This window comes from Mesobacillus stamsii (genome assembly GCF_030814065.1).
GTDB lineage: Bacteria > Bacillota > Bacilli > Bacillales > Cytobacillaceae > Mesobacillus > Mesobacillus stamsii.
In genome coordinates this window covers 100,748-118,134 of record NZ_JAUSUN010000008.1, presented here as the reverse complement: position 1 = coordinate 118,134, position 17,387 = coordinate 100,748, and the positions used below count along the sequence as shown (strand labels likewise).

The following is a 17,387-nucleotide window of genomic DNA, read 5'->3' as shown; positions in this document are numbered from 1 at the left end:
TCTTTGCCTGGAAGGGAGAGAAAGCGAATGGAAATCGAACGTATTAATGAGAATACAGTAAAGTTCTACATTTCATATATGGACATCGAGGAACGCGGCTTTGACCGGGAGGAAATCTGGTATAATCGGGATCGCAGTGAAGAACTTTTCTGGGAGATGATGGATGAGGTCCATACGGAAGAAGATTTTATGGTTGAAGGTCCATTATGGATCCAGGTCCAGGCCCTGGAGAAAGGTCTGGAGATACTGGTAACAAAAGCTCAATTGTCTAAAAGTGGATCGAACTTTGAACTGCCGCTCCCGAACGATAAATTGGGTGATATACCAGTTGATGAGCGAATCGAAGAGCTTCTTGACCATCAATTTAATCCAAAAGGATTGGATGAGGAAGAAAATTCCTTGGAAGATGAGCTTGAATTCTTGATGTATTTTAAGGACTTTGAGGATATCATTTCTCTATCAAAGCGGCCAGGAATTGATAAACTCAAAACAAGCTTGTACAGTTATTCTGAGAAATATTTTTTATACATTGAATTTCCCGAAGAAGAATTTGAAGATGAAGAGGAAATCGATAATATTCTAAGTGTTCTGCTTGAATATGGGCAAGAGTCAGGCTTAACGATTCATCGTCTCCATGAATATGGAAACAGGATTATCGAAAACGATGTCTTTCAAGTCATAAGAAAGTATTTTTCTTGATTGCATGGCCGATTTCAGAAATGAAATCGGCCTTTTTACAGTGAGCATACTACAATTTCACAATGGTGCTCTTTTGAATAATGTTGTATGAATCCTATCGTAAAATAGAAACGTATACATACAGTGGTTTGGAAAAATCAGAAGCTGGAAAACAGGTGGTTATCGTGAAGAATACAGTTAGGATTTTAACGTTTTTAGTCATTTTAGCAGGTGTCTATTATTTGTTTTATGAGAAGCTTGATACTGTATATCTTGGATACATAAGTATTTTCATGACATTGACAGTAGTTTTTATCAGCTTTGTGATCTTCCTCGAGAATCGTCATCCTGCCCAGACTTTAACGTGGATAGTTGTTCTCGGTGGTTTTCCGGTTGTTGGTTTCGTCTTTTATTTATTATTTGGCCGGAACCATCGGAAGGAAAAAATGTATCGCCGCAAATACTTTCTAGATAAACAAACTTTTACACGAATCGAAGGAGATAGTGATAGGGCGAACAAATCAAGGATGCTTGAAATGGAAGAAGATCACCGGCGGTTGTTCCACCTTGCCCAGAAGCTTGGGAACAGCCCAATATCCTTTGCAACTTCTACAAAAGTGTTGACTAACGGGCATGAAACCTTTAGCCATATTCTCGCCGAATTGAAAAAGGCAGCCCACCATATACATATGGAATATTATATTGTGCGGGATGACGGAATTGGCCATGAGATTAAGAATATTTTAATAGAAAAAGCCGAAAAAGGCGTGAAGGTAAGATTCCTATATGATTCGGTTGGATCATGGAAGCTTTCCAAAAAGTTTCTTGCGGATTTGATTGGCGCTGGTGTAGAGGTGGTCGAATTTGGTCCTGTTCGCCTGCCGTTTCTGAACAGCAAGTTCAATTTCCGGAACCATAGAAAAATCATTGTAATTGATGGGACAGTCGGGTTTGTAGGAGGATTGAATATTGGAGATGAGTATCTAGGGAGAAAGAAGGAATTTGGTTTTTGGCGGGACACGCATTTAATGGCAAAAGGAGAGGCTGTGCGCAGCCTGCAGCTGATTTTCTTGCAGGATTGGTATTATATGACGAATGATAGCTTGCTGACGGCGGAATATTTATCGCCTGTACTGGAAGATAACACTCATGGTGGAGTCCAAATGATTGCTGGTGGCCCAGATAATGAGTGGAGTGTGATTAAAAATATTTTTTTCTCGATGATTTCGTCGGCGGATAAATCAGTCTGGATTGCCTCTCCATATTTTATTCCGGATGAAGATATTTTTAGTGCGATCAAAGTAGCTGCTCTAAGCGGCCTTGATGTTAGGCTGCTAGTCCCAAAAAGGCCGGATAAACGAATTGTCTTCTTCGCTTCGAGGTCATATTTTCCAGAGCTTCTTGATGCGGGTGTCAAAATTTATGAATACGAAAAAGGGTTTATGCACAGCAAAATTGTCATTGTTGACGGCCAGCTTGCTTCTATCGGCACGTCCAATATGGATATGAGAAGCTTCCACCTGAACTTCGAGGTCAATGCGTTCCTCTATAAAACAAACAGCACCTGGAAACTAGTCGAGGAGTTCCAAAAGGATATTCAGATTTCAAAGGAAATTGACTTAGATGATTTCAATAAACGCAATATTGGGTACAGGCTTCTCGAATCCACCTCAAGGCTTCTGTCTCCCATGCTTTAACAGTCCGATTTATTTTATACTGTTTTTTTGTGAACATTTTGTTAATTTTTATAAGGAAGAAAGGAATCATTCCTTTATCCCCGAATTATATAAGGGAAAGGAGGTTCCTTTATGTTAGTGGCAAATAAGCGCAATGGGGAAGTGTTTTCCCTTGCAAATGGTAAGACCAAACAAGAATTGGTGGAGCTCAAATCTCGGGAAAAGTTTTACTGTCCCGATTGCGGAGAGGAGGTAATCATGAAGCTTGGCAGCAAAAAAATTTGGCATTTCTCCCATACCGTAAGCACAAGCTGTCAGTTTGAATACGATCGAGAATCAGAGTACCACCTAGCTGGCAAGCTAAAACTGTATAATTGGCTGAGAAGTCAGGGAATCGATGCTGAGCTTGAAAAATTCGACCAGGAGATGAAGCAGAAACCAGATATTGCATTTGATTGGAACGATCAAAAATATGCACTGGAGTTTCAATGTTCCGTTATTCAAGCGGATATTTTCGAAAAAAGAACAAAAACCTATCTGGAGCATAATGTGATTCCGATATGGATTGCAGCAGAAAATCTGATCAATCGTAAATCCCATATGATAGTATCTATGAATCATTTCCTCTATCTTTTTCTGCGAAGTCCCAATCTCGCATGGACCATCACTGCTTTTTGTCCTATCACAAATCAACTCATCACCCTTCATGACATCATTCCAATTTCCGCACGAAAGGCAATCGCCATTTTAGAAGGAAAAAATCTTAGTCAAGCGTCAATGGAGGATGTTCTTAGTCCAAATGGTAGGCAGTATTCTTTCATTAAACTTTGGCAAACAGAAAATCAAAAGTTGAAATCTAGCTATTTGATGAATCCCGGCGCCTGGCAAAATCGTTTTTTAAAAGAATTATACCGCAATCGTCTCAGTCTTTTCGCTCTCCCCGCTGTACTAGGATTGCCTGTTCGCTTCAGTCCATATATCGAAACACCATCCTTTATCTGGCAAACTTATTTATATCTCGATGTATTTCGTCATCATAAAGCAGGGGAATTCATTCATTATGCACGAATTCGTGCCGCCTTTGCTAACAGAGTCAAAAAAGGAGAGATCAAGCTCAGGACTCTGCCTGCTGCCGGGGAAAGAGATTCATGGTATGCTTTAGCGGATTACGTGTTTCTGTTAACAAAGGTTGGGTACCTGGAAAAAATTAATTCGGGGATGGTGAAAGTAACAAAAGAAATGAAGATTCCGGCTTCGCTTAGCTGCCAGTTGGAGGAGGAGGACAATTTTTTTGCGGAGTATGAAAATCATATTGTTCACTCTATATTCATTTCACATGAAAAAGGGAGTTCAAGAGTAAACTAAGAAAGTTAACGAAAAACTTTTCCAATCTCTTTCTTTTTTTTTGAAGGAAATAAAAGTCGATTATCGAATAGATAGGATAGAAGAATGTTTTTCGAATCCCGAAATTTTGTTAGGAGGATCCATATGGCGAATGAATCGAGCGTAACTAAATTGCCGTCAAGAGAGGAAGCAGCAACAGAGCATACGTGGAGACTGGAAGATATTTTCGCGAGTGATGATGCTTGGGAAAAAGAATTCAATGAAGTGAAGTTATTGCTTCCTTCTGTCCAGGAGTACCAGGGAAAGCTAGGGGAAAGCGCTGAACAGCTTTATGCCGTGCTCCAATTGCAGGATAAGCTGCTAGAGCGCCTTGGCAGACTATATACATATTCACACATGCGCTATGACCAGGATACAACGAATTCTTTTTATCAAGGACTAGATGATCGGATCAAGAATCTCTATTCCCAGGCAGGAAGTGCTCTGGCTTTTATAGTTCCGGAAATCCTGGCCATTGCAGAAGAAAAGATCAAAGGCTTTTTGCAGGAAAAAGAAGACCTGAAGCTATATGAGCAGGCTTTAGAAGAAATCAATCTTCAGCGTCCGCATGTCCTTTCTGCCGAAGCGGAAGCCCTGCTGGCACAAGCAGGAGAGGTAATGAGCTCGCCGTCCAATACTTTTGGCATGTTGAATAATGCGGATTTGGAGTTCCCTACCATTAAGGACGAGAACGGGGAAGAAGTGGAAATTACTCATGGCCGTTACATCCGTTTCCTTGAAAGTGAGGATCGCAGAGTACGCGAGGATGCCTTCAAAGCGGTTTTTAAAACATATGGCAGCTTCAAGAATACATTTTCTAGTACTTTGAATGGCAATATTAAAAAGGATAATTTCAATGCCCGAATCCGTAATTACCACTCTGCGAGGCATGCTGCCCTCGCTGCGAATAATATCCCTGAAAGTGTCTATGAAAACCTGGTGAACACTGTGAACGATCATCTGCATTTGCTTCACCGATATGTGAAACTTCGCAGGAAAGTTTTGGGGCTGGAAAAGCTTCATATGTATGATCTTTACACGCCGTTAGTGAAGGATGTGAAAATGGATATTCCTTATGGAGAGGCGAAAAATTATGTCTTGAAAGGCTTAGAGCCACTAGGGGAGGAATACAACAAAGTCCTTCAAGAAGGCTTTGAAAATCGCTGGGTCGATGTTTATGAGAATAAAGGGAAGCGAAGTGGTGCCTATTCGTCAGGTGCGTACGGCACAAATCCTTATATCCTGATGAACTGGCAGGACAATGTGAATAATTTGTTCACGCTTGCACATGAGTTCGGACATTCCGTCCATAGCTATTACACTAGAAAAACACAACCATATCCATATGGAAACTATTCGATTTTTGTGGCAGAAGTAGCTTCTACTTGCAATGAAGCGCTTTTGAATGATTATATGCTGAAAACGATCGATGATGAGCAGAAGCGAGTGTATCTATTGAATCACTATCTTGAAGGCTTCAGAGGAACAGTATTCAGACAGACGATGTTTGCTGAATTTGAACATATGATTCATCAGAAAGCCCAGAATAATGAAGCCTTGACAGCTGATTCTCTGACAAAGGATTATTATGAGCTCAACAAAAAATATTTCGGAGAAGAAGATATTATCATTGATGAAGAAATCGGATTAGAATGGTCGAGGATTCCGCATTTCTATTACAACTACTATGTTTACCAGTACGCGACAGGCTTCAGTGCAGCGACAGCGTTAAGCAAGCAGATTCTTACAGAAGGACAGCCGGCTGTCGAGCGCTATCTGGAATTCCTGAAATCGGGCAGCTCAGACTATCCAATTGAAGTATTAAAAAAGGCAGGAGTCGATATGACAAGCTCGAAGCCAATTGAAGAAGCTTTGAAGGTATTTGAAGAAAAGCTGAACGAAATGGAAGCTTTGCTTAATTAAAACAAAGAACCGGCTGCCCAGGTGCAGCCGGTTCTTTCTTACAGATGAGGATTTTAATGAGTTATCTGATAGAATGCCGCATAAGGATATCATTCTGCTTGAAAGATGCCCTTATAGAGGTGGAAATGCTTGCATAAGGGTATCATTCCGCCAGAGAGATGCCCTTATAGAGGTGGGAATCCTTGCATAAGGGTATCATTCCGCCAGAGAGATGCCCTTATAGAGATGGGAGTGCCTGCATAAGGGTAACATTCCGCTCGAAAGATGCCCTTTTGGCAGTTTTGTTTCCCAAATTGCTATATTATGCAACGTTTGTCGGAGCTGATCAAGGCGCCATGAGCTTTTCTTAGAATCCTCTAAACTTTTTTCGGTTATTTACATAGATCAGTAAAATAAAAATGGCGAAAAACAGAAGCGGGGAAGTCAGGTATAATGGGAGAAGATGCATCAATCCTCCGATTTGAAGACCAAAGGAAAAAAAGAGGAAGACTGCCATAAAAAAGAGAGCTATTTTGTCCAAAACCATCACTCCCTGATATGTTTTATACTTGATCTATATGCTTCTGTTCAGATGATGATGATGAGTATTTGACAATATTGTGAAATAACACACAAGTGCATTGTTATTCTTGTTTCATCTATGGTATATTTAGTGCGTGAAGTTGATCACAAGCAAACATTTACCCCTTTGTTTGACCGTGAAAAATTTCTCCCATCCCCTTTGTTCGTATAAAATAGAAAAAAGACTTTGTAGTTGGAGCTGCAAGGTCTTTTTTTTCCTGCCTAATAACCAATTGAATGTAATAAACGATAAAAAGCGACAAAAAAATGACCTAGCAATTGCAAGGTCATCCTTCTAAATATCGCCAGAACATCCCATACTTTGCTGGGATTTGTTCGACAATTTGCTTTAACATCAGTTTCTTTAGTTCCTTCTCAGCCTGGGGCACCGTCATGTCGTATACGACGGCCACTTCTTTGGAGGCAACCATTTTATACTGTTGCAGAAACTGTTCCAGGCTTGGCGGTTGGGCCGCGTCCGGTTTTTGCTGGAGCATTTCTTCAAGAATCTGGACGTATACCTCATATGGATAAAGTCCGGTAATCTTGATGCCTTCTTCTTCTACATTCGCATTGAAAAAGACAAGCGTAGGGATTTCCTGAACGCCCATTTCATTCGTGATTTTCAAATCACACTGAAATGTCTTGGCGGCTGTTTCAGAATGTATATCTGTTACGAATTCCTCTACGTCCAAACCAACGCTTCTAGCACATGATTTCAACACTTCAAAGTTCGAGACATTCTGTTTTTCAAGAAACAGTACTTCCTGGAGCTTGCGCAGGAATCGGATGCCTTTCTTTTTTCCCTGTAGTTCTGCCGATTTAATGGCGATCGACGCTAAATAAGGGGACGAAACAGGGTTTTCATACCAAAGCGAGCCATCACAGGACATGCCGGTTCTGCATGCTGTTTTTTCCCAAAGATCAGCAATTGTTTCATATCCTTTTTTCCGGTTCATATTCAAGGTGGCAAGACGGCCGCTTAATACATGCTTGATGGAAAAATACTTGCCGTATTCGATCTGCAACTTTTTGATGATTGGCTCTAAAGCCCAGCATTCCGGACAAAGCGGATCAATGAACATATAAATTTCGATAGGCTTCTTGTCTAAGCAATGGCAGTCTTCTGCCGGATCATAGCTTAAAAGATTTTCGCGGCTGAGTTTCATGTGTTCTCACCGGTTTCAGTATCTGGGGTATTGATCATATGCTGTGCGGTAAGATAGAGCCTGGCAAAAAAATCCTCCCTGACAGAACTTTCGAGACCCACTTCATCCATGGCTTCCGACATGCAACTAATCCATGCTTTCGCCCTGGTTGGTGTGATTTCGAAAGGTTGATGTCTGGCCCGAAGCATCGGATGGCCATGTTCGTTCGTATACAAAGGCGGGCCGCCTAAATATTGAGTCAAAAACTGCTTTTGTTTACGGGCAGTTTCCGTTAAGTCGTCCGGGAAGATAGGAGCAAGATCAGGATGCATTCCAACACGGCGGTAAAAAGCATCGACCAGCCGGTGAAGGGTTCCTTCGCCAATGGCTTCGAATGGTAAGGTCTTATTCTCAACCATATTGATAACTCCTTTAAAATAGATTTTAGAATCTGCATGGATATTATGCTATTAATTGTAGCAATGCTGTATTTATATCTCAAACAATCGGCTTGTGTTCAATGATAAAAGCCTTTTGTATTTCTTGAAAAGCTGTTCGCTATATTAATTTACACAAAAAAGCCGCCTGTTACCACTGACAGGCGGGCAAAAATTGATGGAAGTATTATCCTTTTAGCTGGAATAAATATCGGTTACTTGTCGTACATAGTTTTTTGTTTCCTTGAATGGTGGAATTCCACCATATTTATCAACATTGCCAGGGCCAGCATTATAGGCTGCAAGAGCGAGATCGACTTGATTTTCATACTTGTCGAGCAGCTGTTTTAGGTACTTAGCGCCTCCTTGGATATTTTCAGCAGGATCAAAAATATTTTTGACTCCAAGGTCTTTGGCGGTCGCAGGCATCAGCTGCATCAATCCGGACGCGCCAGCATGGCTTACAGCGTTTGGATTAAAATTAGATTCCTTTTGAATGACCGATTTGATCAGCTTGGCTGGTACAGAAAACATAGCAGCAGCCTGATCAATTAAACCATCAAAATTCGCATTACTATTGGTCGCGATTTTTGTAAGTTGAATAGGAGGGAGCGTTTGCGCAATGTTCTGCTTCGATAAATCAGAGGAGCCGACTGCTGCCAGAGCATCCTCGAATAGTTCATCCAGCTTTGTTGCCGTGGCACCAAGGGCAGTGCTCTGATCATTCAAAATGCTAGAAAGCATGTCCTGGAACAAACCGCTTGCCGATTGTCCTGGATTGGAATGGAAATTTTGAAGCGCCTGCAACTCAAGCATCGCTTTTAACTGATCAATATTCATTATGATTCTCCTACCTGATCTACTCTCTTATAAGAGGGGGTACTTTTTAGCATAAAAACGTTTGATCTTATTATCGGTATGTCGAACAGGTATGTTTAGATCAGTAAGTAAATTGGAAAAAATCTGCAATCCTTCTGAAGCATCTGTTACTTCATATTCTAGCTCAAAATCTTCTGTATTGAAATAAAAACTATGGTCTAGGACGAGTAATCCTTCTTTATACTTAAATTCTGCGCGCATCGTCGTCAGCGAGCCGAAATATTGTAGCTGCTCGCTATCGTGAATGAAGGAGGACACAGTGTCCTTCACCTCGCCCTCAGGCAATTTGCCTGTTATCAAGGCTTCCTTTTTCTGTGCATCCGTCAGAATTTGATTTGTTTCGAGCAATCCCTGTTGTGCAGGCTGCTTTAATGTCAGTTCAAACTCATGGTCTTTTTCCCTGATTCGCAATGCCGATCCACTATCCTTCAAGGTAAATGAAGGAGTATCAAAATAATGATTGACCTGCTTTTTAAAGTGACCAGCTTCCAGTTTGAAGTAGCTTAACAGAAAGTTGAATTCTGTCTCTGTCAGCAGGTTCTTAAATTCGATTTCAATGTTCTGGCTCATCTTTGTCCGCCTTTCCAAATAAACTATTCTTATTATCTCGCGAAATCCTGTTGGCTTCAATCTTTAGTAGAAAATGGTTCATTATGATAAAATAAAAAGGATTATGGAGGTTGAAAAAAATGAGCAAAAAGATTATTATCACCGAGGCAAAAGTAGAAAAGGATGAGCTCCTGCTCTTGACAGACATGGAGACACAAATAGCAAGCCTTCGAGCAACGGGGCAAATGCTGGTGGATTCCGATCAATTATCATTTATTTATATTGTTGAAAAGGAAGATGAATATCAATATATCACCATTCCTGAGGTGGTCTGGAGTTCAATTCAGCAAGGTCTTCAGTACGGGTTGGAAATAGTTCTTGCAAATCCAAGTGGCAAACTTAAATTGGATAGATTCCGGCTTGAACTGGAATATTTGATTGAAAACATAACGGGGAACAGCAACTATGGAGACGAAATGGTCGCGAAAGTGGAACAGCTTTTTGCTGCACCCTCAGCTTAAACTTCGTGAAAAGAACAGGATGAGGTGATGAATGTGAAACACTGGGAACAATTTTTAGAACCTTATAACCATGCAGTGGAAGAGTTGAAGGTAAAGCTTAAAGGAATTCGAAGCCAATATGAGCTTCATTCCGACCATTCGCCAATTGAATTTGTCACGGGAAGGGTAAAGCCAATCGCAAGCATACTAGATAAAGCCCATCAAAAAGGAATTTCGCTCGATAAACTTGATTCTGAAATGCAGGACATCGCCGGATTGAGAATCATGTGCCAGTTTGTTGATGATATTAAGACAGTTGTTGAACTATTAAGAATCAGAAATGATTTTGAAATAGTCGAGGAAAGAGATTATATTTCGCATAAAAAAGCAAGCGGTTATCGCTCTTACCATGTAGTCATACGCTATCCAGTTCAGACGATCAGGGGCGAACGAAAGATTCTCGCAGAAATCCAGATCAGAACGCTGGCAATGAATTTTTGGGCAACAGTGGAGCATTCATTGAATTATAAGTACAAAGGGCTGTTTCCGGAAGATATTAAAACCAGGCTGCAGCGGGCTGCCGAGGCCGCGTTCCGCCTGGATGAAGAGATGTCGACAATACGGGGAGAAATTCAAGATGCACAAGCTTTTTTTACCCGAAAAAAAGAAATGCAGCAGGATGGGAAGAAATAGTCTAAATTCGATTTGCAGGGGTGAGGGATGACATGAAATTTGCGATTACGACAAAGGGGGATACACGGTCCAATACATTGATGCAAAAAATGAGGACGTATCTTTTGGACTTTGATCTAATCTATGATGAAGACCAGCCTGATATTTGTCTTTCTGTCGGCGGCGATGGCACGCTTTTGTATGCCTTTCACCGATACAGCAGCAGGCTGGATAAAACTGCATTCATTGGAGTACATACAGGGCACCTCGGTTTTTACGCCGACTGGGTTCCTGAAGAAATTGAAAAGCTTGTCATTGCCGTAGCAAAAACGCCGTACCAGGTGATTGAGTACCCGCTGCTCGAGGTCATTATAAGGTATCAGCACGGCGGTCGGGAAACAAGGTATTTGGCACTGAATGAATCCACGGTTAAATCCGTGGAAGGTACCTTGGTCATGGATGTTGAAATTAGGGGCCAGCATTTCGAACGCTTCCGAGGGGATGGATTATGTGTATCGACGCCATCAGGAAGTACCGCTTATAATAAAGCATTAGGTGGGGCTATCCTGCACCCGTCTCTAAGGGCGATCCAGGTAGCAGAAATGGCTTCCATCAACAACCGGGTGTTCCGGACAGTTGGATCCCCGCTGATCCTTCCAGATCACCATACATGTACTTTGAAACCAGTCAACGGGCAGGATTTTCAAGTGACAGTTGACCATTTAACCCTATTGCATAAGGATGTAAAGTCCATTCAATTCAGAGTAGCAGATGAAAAAATTCGGTTCGCGCGTTTCCGCCCCTTCCCATTCTGGAAAAGGGTGCATGATTCCTTTATTTCTGATAGTGACTAGCAATCATAACTGTAAGTTACTTGTGGAACGATAAAAATAAAACAACTAAGACGACAGGAGCCGCTGACATGGCAAAAAACTTCACGTTGGATTTTGTTGCCGGGATTGCGGATGAGGGAAAAATGCTCAGAGAATTCCTTAAACAAATGGAAATCTCTAAAACGGCGCTGACTGATATTAAATATAACGGTGGCGCCATTTCCGTCAATGGCCAGGATGTAACTGTCAGGTACAGATTGAAGGCGGATGATCGAGTCAAAATTAAATTTCCTCCTGAAATTCTGTCGGAAGGGATGAAGGGAGAAAAAATCCCACTTGCTATTCTTTATGAGGATGAGTATGTATTGGTGGTTAACAAGCCTTCAGGGATGAATACCATCCCTTCTAGGGAGCATCCTGTTGGCAGCCTGGCAAATGGATTGATCGGGTATTATGAAAATAATGATATTTCTGCAACAACCCATATTGTTACACGGCTTGACAGAGATACGTCAGGGCTAGTTCTGATCGCAAAACATAGCCATGTCCATCATTTACTAGGAAAGCAGCAGCGCTCTGGCGGTGTACATCGCAGCTATGAGGCATTTGCTGAAGGCATTATTGAGCAGGATGAGGGAATGATTGAAGCTCCGATTGCAAGAAAACCTGACAGCATCATTGAACGGCAAGTCCATGCTGATGGGCAATACGCCTGTACGATTTTTAAAGTGGCTGGACGATATGGAACGTTCACTCATCTACACCTCCAACTGAAGACCGGCAGGACCCACCAAATTCGAGTACACATGAGCTTTATCGGTCATCCGCTGCTTGGGGATACTCTATATGGTGGCCAAAAAAAAATTGTAACAAGACAGGCATTGCACTGCCGCGAACTGTTTTTCATCCATCCTTTTTTCGATAAGGAAATGCACTTCACCGCAAGTCTTCCAAATGATATGCAGGAAGTGCTGGAAAAGAAACTATACCGAAAGGAAAGGAGGTAAGGCGAATGTCTGAAGACCGTCAAGAATCGGCGTCCAGGCAGCAAATTAATTCAGAGCTGTTGTTGGCAGCACTTTACTCAAATAAATTAGAAGAGTTCCGAGCGGAATTTTTAGATCTGCATCCATACGATCAGGCTGAATTTTTCAGTAAACTTGTGGACGAGGATCGTGCGAAAATATATAATTTCCTTTCACCTGAAGAGATGGCGGATCTTTTCGAGAACCTGGAAGCAGATGAAGAGAATTTTAAAGATGTATTGGCACAGATGAATCCGAACTATGCTGCTGACATGCTGTCAAATATGTATGCAGATGACGCGGTGGATGTCCTAAACGAGCTGGATAAAGACCAAGTTGCCAGTTATTTAACAATTATGAACGAGGAAGCAGCGAAGGAAATCAAAGACTTGCTGCATTATGAAGAATATACAGCAGGAAGTATTATGACGACAGAGTTTATTGCGATATCTGCCAATCAGACGGTCAGGTCAGCCATGTACATCCTGAAAAAAGAAGCACCAAGAGCAGAAACGATTTACTATATTTTTGTTGTCGATGAAGAGAAAAGGCTTGCTGGAGTCATCTCCCTGAGAGACTTGATCGTGGCTGATGATGAGACGATGATCGGTGAAGTGATGAATGACCGGGTTGTTTCCGTATCGGTAGGGGAGGATCAGGAAGAAGTAGCTCGGATGATGCGGGATTATAACTTTCTCGCCCTTCCTGTCGTTGATTTTCAAAATCATTTGCTTGGAATCATCACGGTTGATGACATCATGGACGTTATGGAGGAAGAGGCATCGGATGATTATTCAAAGCTGGCTGGTATTGCAGACTTAGACACGATTGACCGGAATCCATTTACAGCAGCTAAGAAACGACTGCCATGGCTGATCATTTTACTGTTTTTAGGGATGTTTTCAGCGAGCTTGATTGGAAGATTTGAAGAAACACTTGATAAGGTTGCAATTTTGGCAATCTTCATTCCCTTAATCGCCGGAATGGCAGGAAACACCGGTACTCAGGCACTCGCAGTGGCAGTCAGGGGAATTGCAACCGGCGATCTTGAAAAAGAAAACAAATGGAGCATTATCCTCAGGGAAGCTGGTACAGGATTGATTACCGGAGCGGTATGCGGGATTCTGGTTGCCGCTGTTGTTTATTTTTGGAAAGGCGAATTTTTTCTCGGGCTATTAGTTGGCATTTCGATCTTTATTACTCTGATCATCGCGACACTGGCTGGGTCGCTTGTTCCGCTGCTGATGCACAGATTGAAAGTGGACCCTGCAGTTGCATCAGGTCCATTTATCACTACGATCAATGATATTATCAGCATTTTGATTTACTTTGGAATGGCTAAAATATTCATGAGGTTTCTAATTTAAACAAGAGGAGGGAGCAAATGGAACAGCATGCCTCGATTACATCACTTGTAATTGTCATGGTCGTAGCATTCATCACACCTATTATTTTACATCGCTTAAAATTAACTATCATCCCTGTAGTAGTCGCTGAAATCATCATGGGTTTGCTGATCGGTAAAAGTGGCTTCAATATTGTCCATGAGGATGCATGGCTAAGCACACTGTCAACTTTAGGATTTCTGTTCCTGATGTTCTTGAGTGGGTTGGAAATTGATTTTACTGCTTTTTCAGGCAATAAAAAGCAAACGAGCAGAAGGGCCAATGAAAAAAAAGAACCAAATACATTCGTGGTCGCTTTGATCATCTTCATAGGTATTTTCATTGTCTCATTGGGTTTATCGTACTTATTCGTACTTGCTGGTTTTATCGAAAATATGTTTTTAATGACATTGATCATTTCCACGATCTCGCTCGGAGTTGTGGTGCCAACCTTAAAGGATGCCCATTTAATGAAAACGAATATTGGCCAGATAATTTTACTGGTGGCGGTAATTGCTGACTTGGCAACGATGATATTGCTCGCTGTCTTTGTTTCGATTTATGGTGGAGGAGAAGGAAACACTTGGCTGTTGCTTGTTCTGTTCGCTGCGGGAGTCTTGCTGTACTTTGTCGGCAGAACTTTCAAGAACCGAAGCTTTATCAATGCACTTTCAACAGGAACAACACAGATTGGCACGCGTGCTGTCTTTGCCTTGATCATTTTGCTGGTTGCCATCTCTGAAACAGTTGGCGCCGAAAATATTCTGGGAGCATTCCTCGCAGGTGTTCTTGTGTCCCTGCTTGCTCCGGATCAGGAAATGGTCCATAAGCTTGATTCATTTGGCTACGGATTTCTGATTCCGATTTTTTTCGTAATGGTCGGTGTGGATCTGGATGTTTGGTCCTTATTTAGTGACAAAAAGCTGTTGGTGCTAATTCCGTTATTGCTTTTGGCATTATTTTTATCAAAATTGATCCCAGTCTTTCTGCTCAAGAAATGGTACGGTACAAAGACGGTTTTGGCAGCGGGCTTCTTGCTGACTTCTACTCTGTCGCTAGTCATTGCAGCTGCAACTATTGGTGAAAGAATGGAAATGATCACTGCAGGGATGAGCGGAACACTGATTCTGGTCGCAGTTATTTCCAGTGTTTTGACACCAATTTTATTCAAAAAGTTATTTCCAGAAGAAAAGGCTGAGAATATGAAAGTCAAGGTGGCATTTATTGGTGCCAACCAGATGACACTCCCGGTTTCTAGAGCCCTTCACTCTTCATTATATGAACCGGTCATCTATCATACAAAACAAGATAAAGCGGAGAAACTAGCTGACACTGTGTTCGAAATAATGGAAATGGAGAATTATGAACTTGAAACACTTGTTAAGGTGGAAGTGTTTGATGCGGATATTATGGTGATTTCTACGGGGGACTATCATCTCAATGCGACCATCGCTGTAAGCGCGAAGGAACATGGGGTGGAACGAGTTATTGCGAGAATAGAAAGTCTGGACCTTGCCGAGCAAGCCCAGGAAGAGGGAATTGAAGTTTTCTCTGTTCTTCGTTCAACGGAGATGCTGTTGCGTGCGATGATTGAATCACCGGGTGTCCTGACAATCCTGACCCAACAGGAAAATTCGCTGCATGAAATAAGGATGCTTAATGATCATTTTGACGGCATGACATTAAGACGGTTTCCATTCACCGGGGATGTCATCTTTGTCCGCATCCTGCGGGAGAATGAATCGATCGTGCCTCATGGAGATACTGAAATGCGCCTAAAGGACCGTTTGATCGTTACAGGTTCAAAAGAATATGTTGATGAACTAAAAAGGGAACTCGAATTTTGTTTTTGGTGCTGAGTTTGTAACGATCTCCGCCTATCCGGCGGGTTATTCTTTCCAAAAAAATGAATATAGTGTAGAATTAGCACTAGGTACTAATAACTTATATTAATAAGGGGATAGGGAAAAATGACTTTTTCATTAAGTGGTAAAACGTATGTAGTAATGGGTGTAGCCAATAAACGGAGCATCGCCTGGGGGATTGCTCAATCGCTCCACAATGCCGGTGCAAATTTAATTTTCACCTATGCAGGTGAGCGTCTGGAGAAAAATGTCCGGGAACTTGCGGAATCACTGAATCAAAATTATTCCGTTTTCCCATGCGATGTGACAAGTGACGAAGATGTCGCGAAATGCTTTACAGAAATAAAAGAAGCAGCAGGCTCGATTGATGGTGTTGCCCACTGCATCGCATTCGCAAACAAAGAAGAGCTACAAGGGGACTATATGAATGTAACCCGTGATGGCTTTCTGCTTGCCCAAAATATCAGCGCATATTCCTTGACAGCTGTAGCCAAAGAAGCGAAAGAGCTAATGACAGATGGCGGAAGTATCGTGACTATGACTTATATAGGCGGGGAGCGCGCGATTCCAAATTATAATGTGATGGGAGTGGCAAAAGCCGCGCTTGATGCCAGTGTCCGTTATCTTGCTGCGGATTTAGGTAAGCATAATATTCGGGTAAACTCGATTTCAGCCGGTCCAATCCGCACCCTATCTGCTAAAGGCGTAAGTGATTTTAATTTGATTTTGAAGGAAATTGAAGAGAAAGCCCCGCTTCGACGCCATACTACTCCGGAAGAAGTTGGCGATACAGCAGTTTTCCTATTTAGCGATATGTCCAGAGGAATTACAGGAGAAAATATTCATGTAGATTCTGGATTTCATATTCTTTAATCGATTCCCTCGCTTCTATTTGAAGCGAGGGTTTTTTAACAAAGACTGTCTTTTTGTTTCTACTGGTAAAACTTTATGATGTCCATTCAACACCTGCACTCTAGCCGCATACAAATACATAGGACGGATTTAGATAATAGGTGAAAAGGAGAAGGATGGACATGTCAAAAAACACAAATACATCAAAGCCTTTGTTGTTTATCAGCCAGCCGGAATGGCAGACAGCAGAGTCTAATATGCAATCAATATTCTATATTAAATTAAAAGAAAAACAGCAAGAGCTGGCAACCATAGTTGAACTAGAAAAGGGCAGTGAACAGCCTGCAATCGTTCAAATGCAAGAGGATCAACTGGATTCCAATTCCGAAAAGGCTGCGCAACTGATGGCAGAAGGGAACGCGAGCAAGGAAAGCGAGTTGCCGGTTGAGCTGGTTCCTGAAGCGCTTGATTCTGATGAACCAGCAGATGAAGAAAATAAACAGCAAATCATTTTACCGATCGACCAAATGAGAGCGGAAATGAAGCAGATGCTGGATGGCGATCCTGCTTCAACAGGGAATCAGGAAGCCGAGACAGAAACGCAAGCAAAACCGAAAGCAGATCCTCAATTAGTTCAAATGTTCCTGAAAGATCTGATCCCGAAAGCCGATGAGGATCTGATCAAAAATATTCAAGAAGGAAACCTCGATTCACTTGAGAAAAGACTGGTCACTGTTGACAATGACAGCCAGGAAAAATTGGCAACAGACGAGGTAGATTATAAAGAACTAAAGCAAACGATTTCAAGATTGGCGCGGTATCCAAATGTAATTAAAAAGCCGTTTTGCGAAGCGAGTGTGAACGGAAAAAAAATCAAATTTCAAGTTGAGAGCAAACGCGGCGACATCGTAAGGCTCCGAATCGGTAAAAAGATCCAGGAATGCAATATTGTCGACCTCGTTGACTTTAAAATGATATAAGAAAAAGGGCGCCGATCAGGCGCCCTTTTTGCGTTCCTTTT

Annotated in this window: 17 protein-coding genes; 12 read left to right on the top strand and 5 right to left on the bottom strand. The window is 41.8% G+C overall.

Annotated elements, in window-relative coordinates; all coding sequences use genetic code 11:
• The first annotated feature begins 27 nt into the window (after positions 1-27).
• From mecA to pepF, 4 genes are all read left to right on the top strand, one after another.
• Positions 28-699, top strand: coding sequence for an adaptor protein MecA (mecA, locus tag J2S25_RS08880; protein ID WP_307191720.1), 672 nt, complete (start codon positions 28-30; stop codon positions 697-699).
• A 164-nt stretch (positions 700-863) separates the two neighbouring features.
• On the top strand, positions 864-2,375 hold the full coding sequence (gene cls / locus J2S25_RS08875) for a cardiolipin synthase (RefSeq protein ID WP_044396521.1): 1,512 nt from the start codon (positions 864-866) through the stop codon (positions 2,373-2,375).
• A 111-nt stretch (positions 2,376-2,486) separates the two neighbouring features.
• Positions 2,487-3,719, top strand: coding sequence for a competence protein CoiA (locus tag J2S25_RS08870; protein ID WP_052807106.1), 1,233 nt, complete (start codon positions 2,487-2,489; stop codon positions 3,717-3,719).
• Positions 3,720-3,842: 123 nt separating this feature from the next.
• Complete coding sequence (gene pepF, locus J2S25_RS08865) at positions 3,843-5,660, top strand: oligoendopeptidase F (RefSeq protein WP_307191719.1); 1,818 nt, start codon at positions 3,843-3,845, stop codon at positions 5,658-5,660.
• 346 nt (positions 5,661-6,006) lie between these two features.
• On the opposite strand, the gene J2S25_RS20150 is transcribed toward pepF, so the two are convergent.
• The 5 genes from J2S25_RS20150 to J2S25_RS08845 all read right to left on the bottom strand — a co-directional run bounded on the left by J2S25_RS20150 (position 6,007) and on the right by J2S25_RS08845 (position 9,255).
• A complete protein-coding gene (locus J2S25_RS20150; RefSeq protein ID WP_500684434.1) occupies positions 6,007-6,156 on the bottom strand; it encodes a hypothetical protein in 150 nt (49 codons plus the stop codon).
• Positions 6,157-6,508: 352 nt separating this feature from the next.
• Positions 6,509-7,390 (bottom strand): ClpXP adapter SpxH family protein, encoded by an 882-nt coding sequence (locus tag J2S25_RS08860; protein WP_307191718.1) that lies wholly within the window; start codon positions 7,388-7,390, stop codon positions 6,509-6,511.
• Positions 7,387-7,788, bottom strand: a complete 402-nt coding sequence (locus J2S25_RS08855) for a globin domain-containing protein (protein ID WP_307191717.1) — start codon at positions 7,786-7,788, stop codon at positions 7,387-7,389. Before J2S25_RS08855 ends, J2S25_RS08860 begins: the two co-directional genes overlap by 4 nt.
• Before the next feature lie 213 nt (positions 7,789-8,001).
• Positions 8,002-8,646: a lytic transglycosylase domain-containing protein gene (locus J2S25_RS08850; RefSeq protein WP_307191716.1), complete on the bottom strand. Its 645-nt coding sequence runs from the start codon at positions 8,644-8,646 to the stop codon at positions 8,002-8,004.
• A 27-nt stretch (positions 8,647-8,673) separates the two neighbouring features.
• Positions 8,674-9,255, bottom strand: a complete 582-nt coding sequence (locus J2S25_RS08845) for a CYTH domain-containing protein (protein WP_307191715.1) — start codon at positions 9,253-9,255, stop codon at positions 8,674-8,676.
• A gap of 119 nt (positions 9,256-9,374) precedes the next feature.
• On the opposite strand from J2S25_RS08845, the gene J2S25_RS08840 reads away from it, so the two are divergent.
• The 8 genes from J2S25_RS08840 to J2S25_RS08805 all read left to right on the top strand — a co-directional run bounded on the left by J2S25_RS08840 (position 9,375) and on the right by J2S25_RS08805 (position 17,346).
• Positions 9,375-9,755 carry a UPF0738 family protein gene (locus J2S25_RS08840; RefSeq protein ID WP_307191714.1) on the top strand — a complete coding sequence of 127 codons (381 nt, stop codon included), beginning with the start codon at positions 9,375-9,377 and terminating at the stop codon, positions 9,753-9,755.
• Positions 9,756-9,782: 27 nt separating this feature from the next.
• Positions 9,783-10,427 carry a GTP diphosphokinase gene (yjbM, locus tag J2S25_RS08835; protein WP_198528220.1) on the top strand — a complete coding sequence of 215 codons (645 nt, stop codon included), beginning with the start codon at positions 9,783-9,785 and terminating at the stop codon, positions 10,425-10,427.
• A 32-nt stretch (positions 10,428-10,459) separates the two neighbouring features.
• On the top strand, positions 10,460-11,260 hold the full coding sequence (locus tag J2S25_RS08830) for an NAD kinase (protein ID WP_044396509.1): 801 nt from the start codon (positions 10,460-10,462) through the stop codon (positions 11,258-11,260).
• Positions 11,261-11,328: 68 nt separating this feature from the next.
• Positions 11,329-12,246, top strand: a complete 918-nt coding sequence (locus J2S25_RS08825; protein ID WP_307191713.1) for an RluA family pseudouridine synthase — start codon at positions 11,329-11,331, stop codon at positions 12,244-12,246.
• 5 nt (positions 12,247-12,251) lie between these two features.
• Positions 12,252-13,631 (top strand): magnesium transporter, encoded by a 1,380-nt coding sequence (gene mgtE / locus J2S25_RS08820; protein WP_044396513.1) that lies wholly within the window; start codon positions 12,252-12,254, stop codon positions 13,629-13,631.
• 17 nt (positions 13,632-13,648) lie between these two features.
• Positions 13,649-15,508 (top strand): monovalent cation:proton antiporter family protein, encoded by a 1,860-nt coding sequence (locus tag J2S25_RS08815; protein WP_044396514.1) that lies wholly within the window; start codon positions 13,649-13,651, stop codon positions 15,506-15,508.
• A 111-nt stretch (positions 15,509-15,619) separates the two neighbouring features.
• The gene (gene fabI / locus J2S25_RS08810) at positions 15,620-16,387 is read left to right on the top strand and encodes an enoyl-ACP reductase FabI (protein ID WP_044396515.1); all 768 of its coding nucleotides are present in this window, start codon (positions 15,620-15,622) and stop codon (positions 16,385-16,387) included.
• 161 nt (positions 16,388-16,548) lie between these two features.
• Positions 16,549-17,346 (top strand): hypothetical protein, encoded by a 798-nt coding sequence (locus J2S25_RS08805; protein ID WP_044396516.1) that lies wholly within the window; start codon positions 16,549-16,551, stop codon positions 17,344-17,346.
• Positions 17,347-17,387: the final 41 nt, after the last annotated feature.

Excerpts from the sequence above, each read along its gene's own strand:
- mecA (WP_307191720.1), top strand. The coding sequence starts at position 28 with ATGGAAATCGAACGTATTAATGAGAATACAGTAAAGTTCTACATTTCA.
- J2S25_RS08870 (WP_052807106.1), top strand. The coding sequence starts at position 2,487 with ATGTTAGTGGCAAATAAGCGCAATGGGGAAGTGTTTTCCCTTGCAAAT.
- pepF (WP_307191719.1), top strand. The coding sequence starts at position 3,843 with ATGGCGAATGAATCGAGCGTAACTAAATTGCCGTCAAGAGAGGAAGCA.
- J2S25_RS20150 (WP_500684434.1), bottom strand. The coding sequence starts at position 6,156 with ATGGCAGTCTTCCTCTTTTTTTCCTTTGGTCTTCAAATCGGAGGATTG.
- J2S25_RS08860 (WP_307191718.1), bottom strand. The coding sequence starts at position 7,390 with ATGAAACTCAGCCGCGAAAATCTTTTAAGCTATGATCCGGCAGAAGAC.
- J2S25_RS08855 (WP_307191717.1), bottom strand. The coding sequence starts at position 7,788 with ATGGTTGAGAATAAGACCTTACCATTCGAAGCCATTGGCGAAGGAACC.
- J2S25_RS08850 (WP_307191716.1), bottom strand. The coding sequence starts at position 8,646 with ATGAATATTGATCAGTTAAAAGCGATGCTTGAGTTGCAGGCGCTTCAA.
- J2S25_RS08845 (WP_307191715.1), bottom strand. The coding sequence starts at position 9,255 with ATGAGCCAGAACATTGAAATCGAATTTAAGAACCTGCTGACAGAGACA.
- J2S25_RS08840 (WP_307191714.1), top strand. The coding sequence starts at position 9,375 with ATGAGCAAAAAGATTATTATCACCGAGGCAAAAGTAGAAAAGGATGAG.
- yjbM (WP_198528220.1), top strand. The coding sequence starts at position 9,783 with ATGAATGTGAAACACTGGGAACAATTTTTAGAACCTTATAACCATGCA.
- J2S25_RS08830 (WP_044396509.1), top strand. The coding sequence starts at position 10,460 with ATGAAATTTGCGATTACGACAAAGGGGGATACACGGTCCAATACATTG.
- J2S25_RS08825 (WP_307191713.1), top strand. The coding sequence starts at position 11,329 with ATGGCAAAAAACTTCACGTTGGATTTTGTTGCCGGGATTGCGGATGAG.
- mgtE (WP_044396513.1), top strand. The coding sequence starts at position 12,252 with ATGTCTGAAGACCGTCAAGAATCGGCGTCCAGGCAGCAAATTAATTCA.
- J2S25_RS08815 (WP_044396514.1), top strand. The coding sequence starts at position 13,649 with ATGGAACAGCATGCCTCGATTACATCACTTGTAATTGTCATGGTCGTA.
- fabI (WP_044396515.1), top strand. The coding sequence starts at position 15,620 with ATGACTTTTTCATTAAGTGGTAAAACGTATGTAGTAATGGGTGTAGCC.
- J2S25_RS08805 (WP_044396516.1), top strand. The coding sequence starts at position 16,549 with ATGTCAAAAAACACAAATACATCAAAGCCTTTGTTGTTTATCAGCCAG.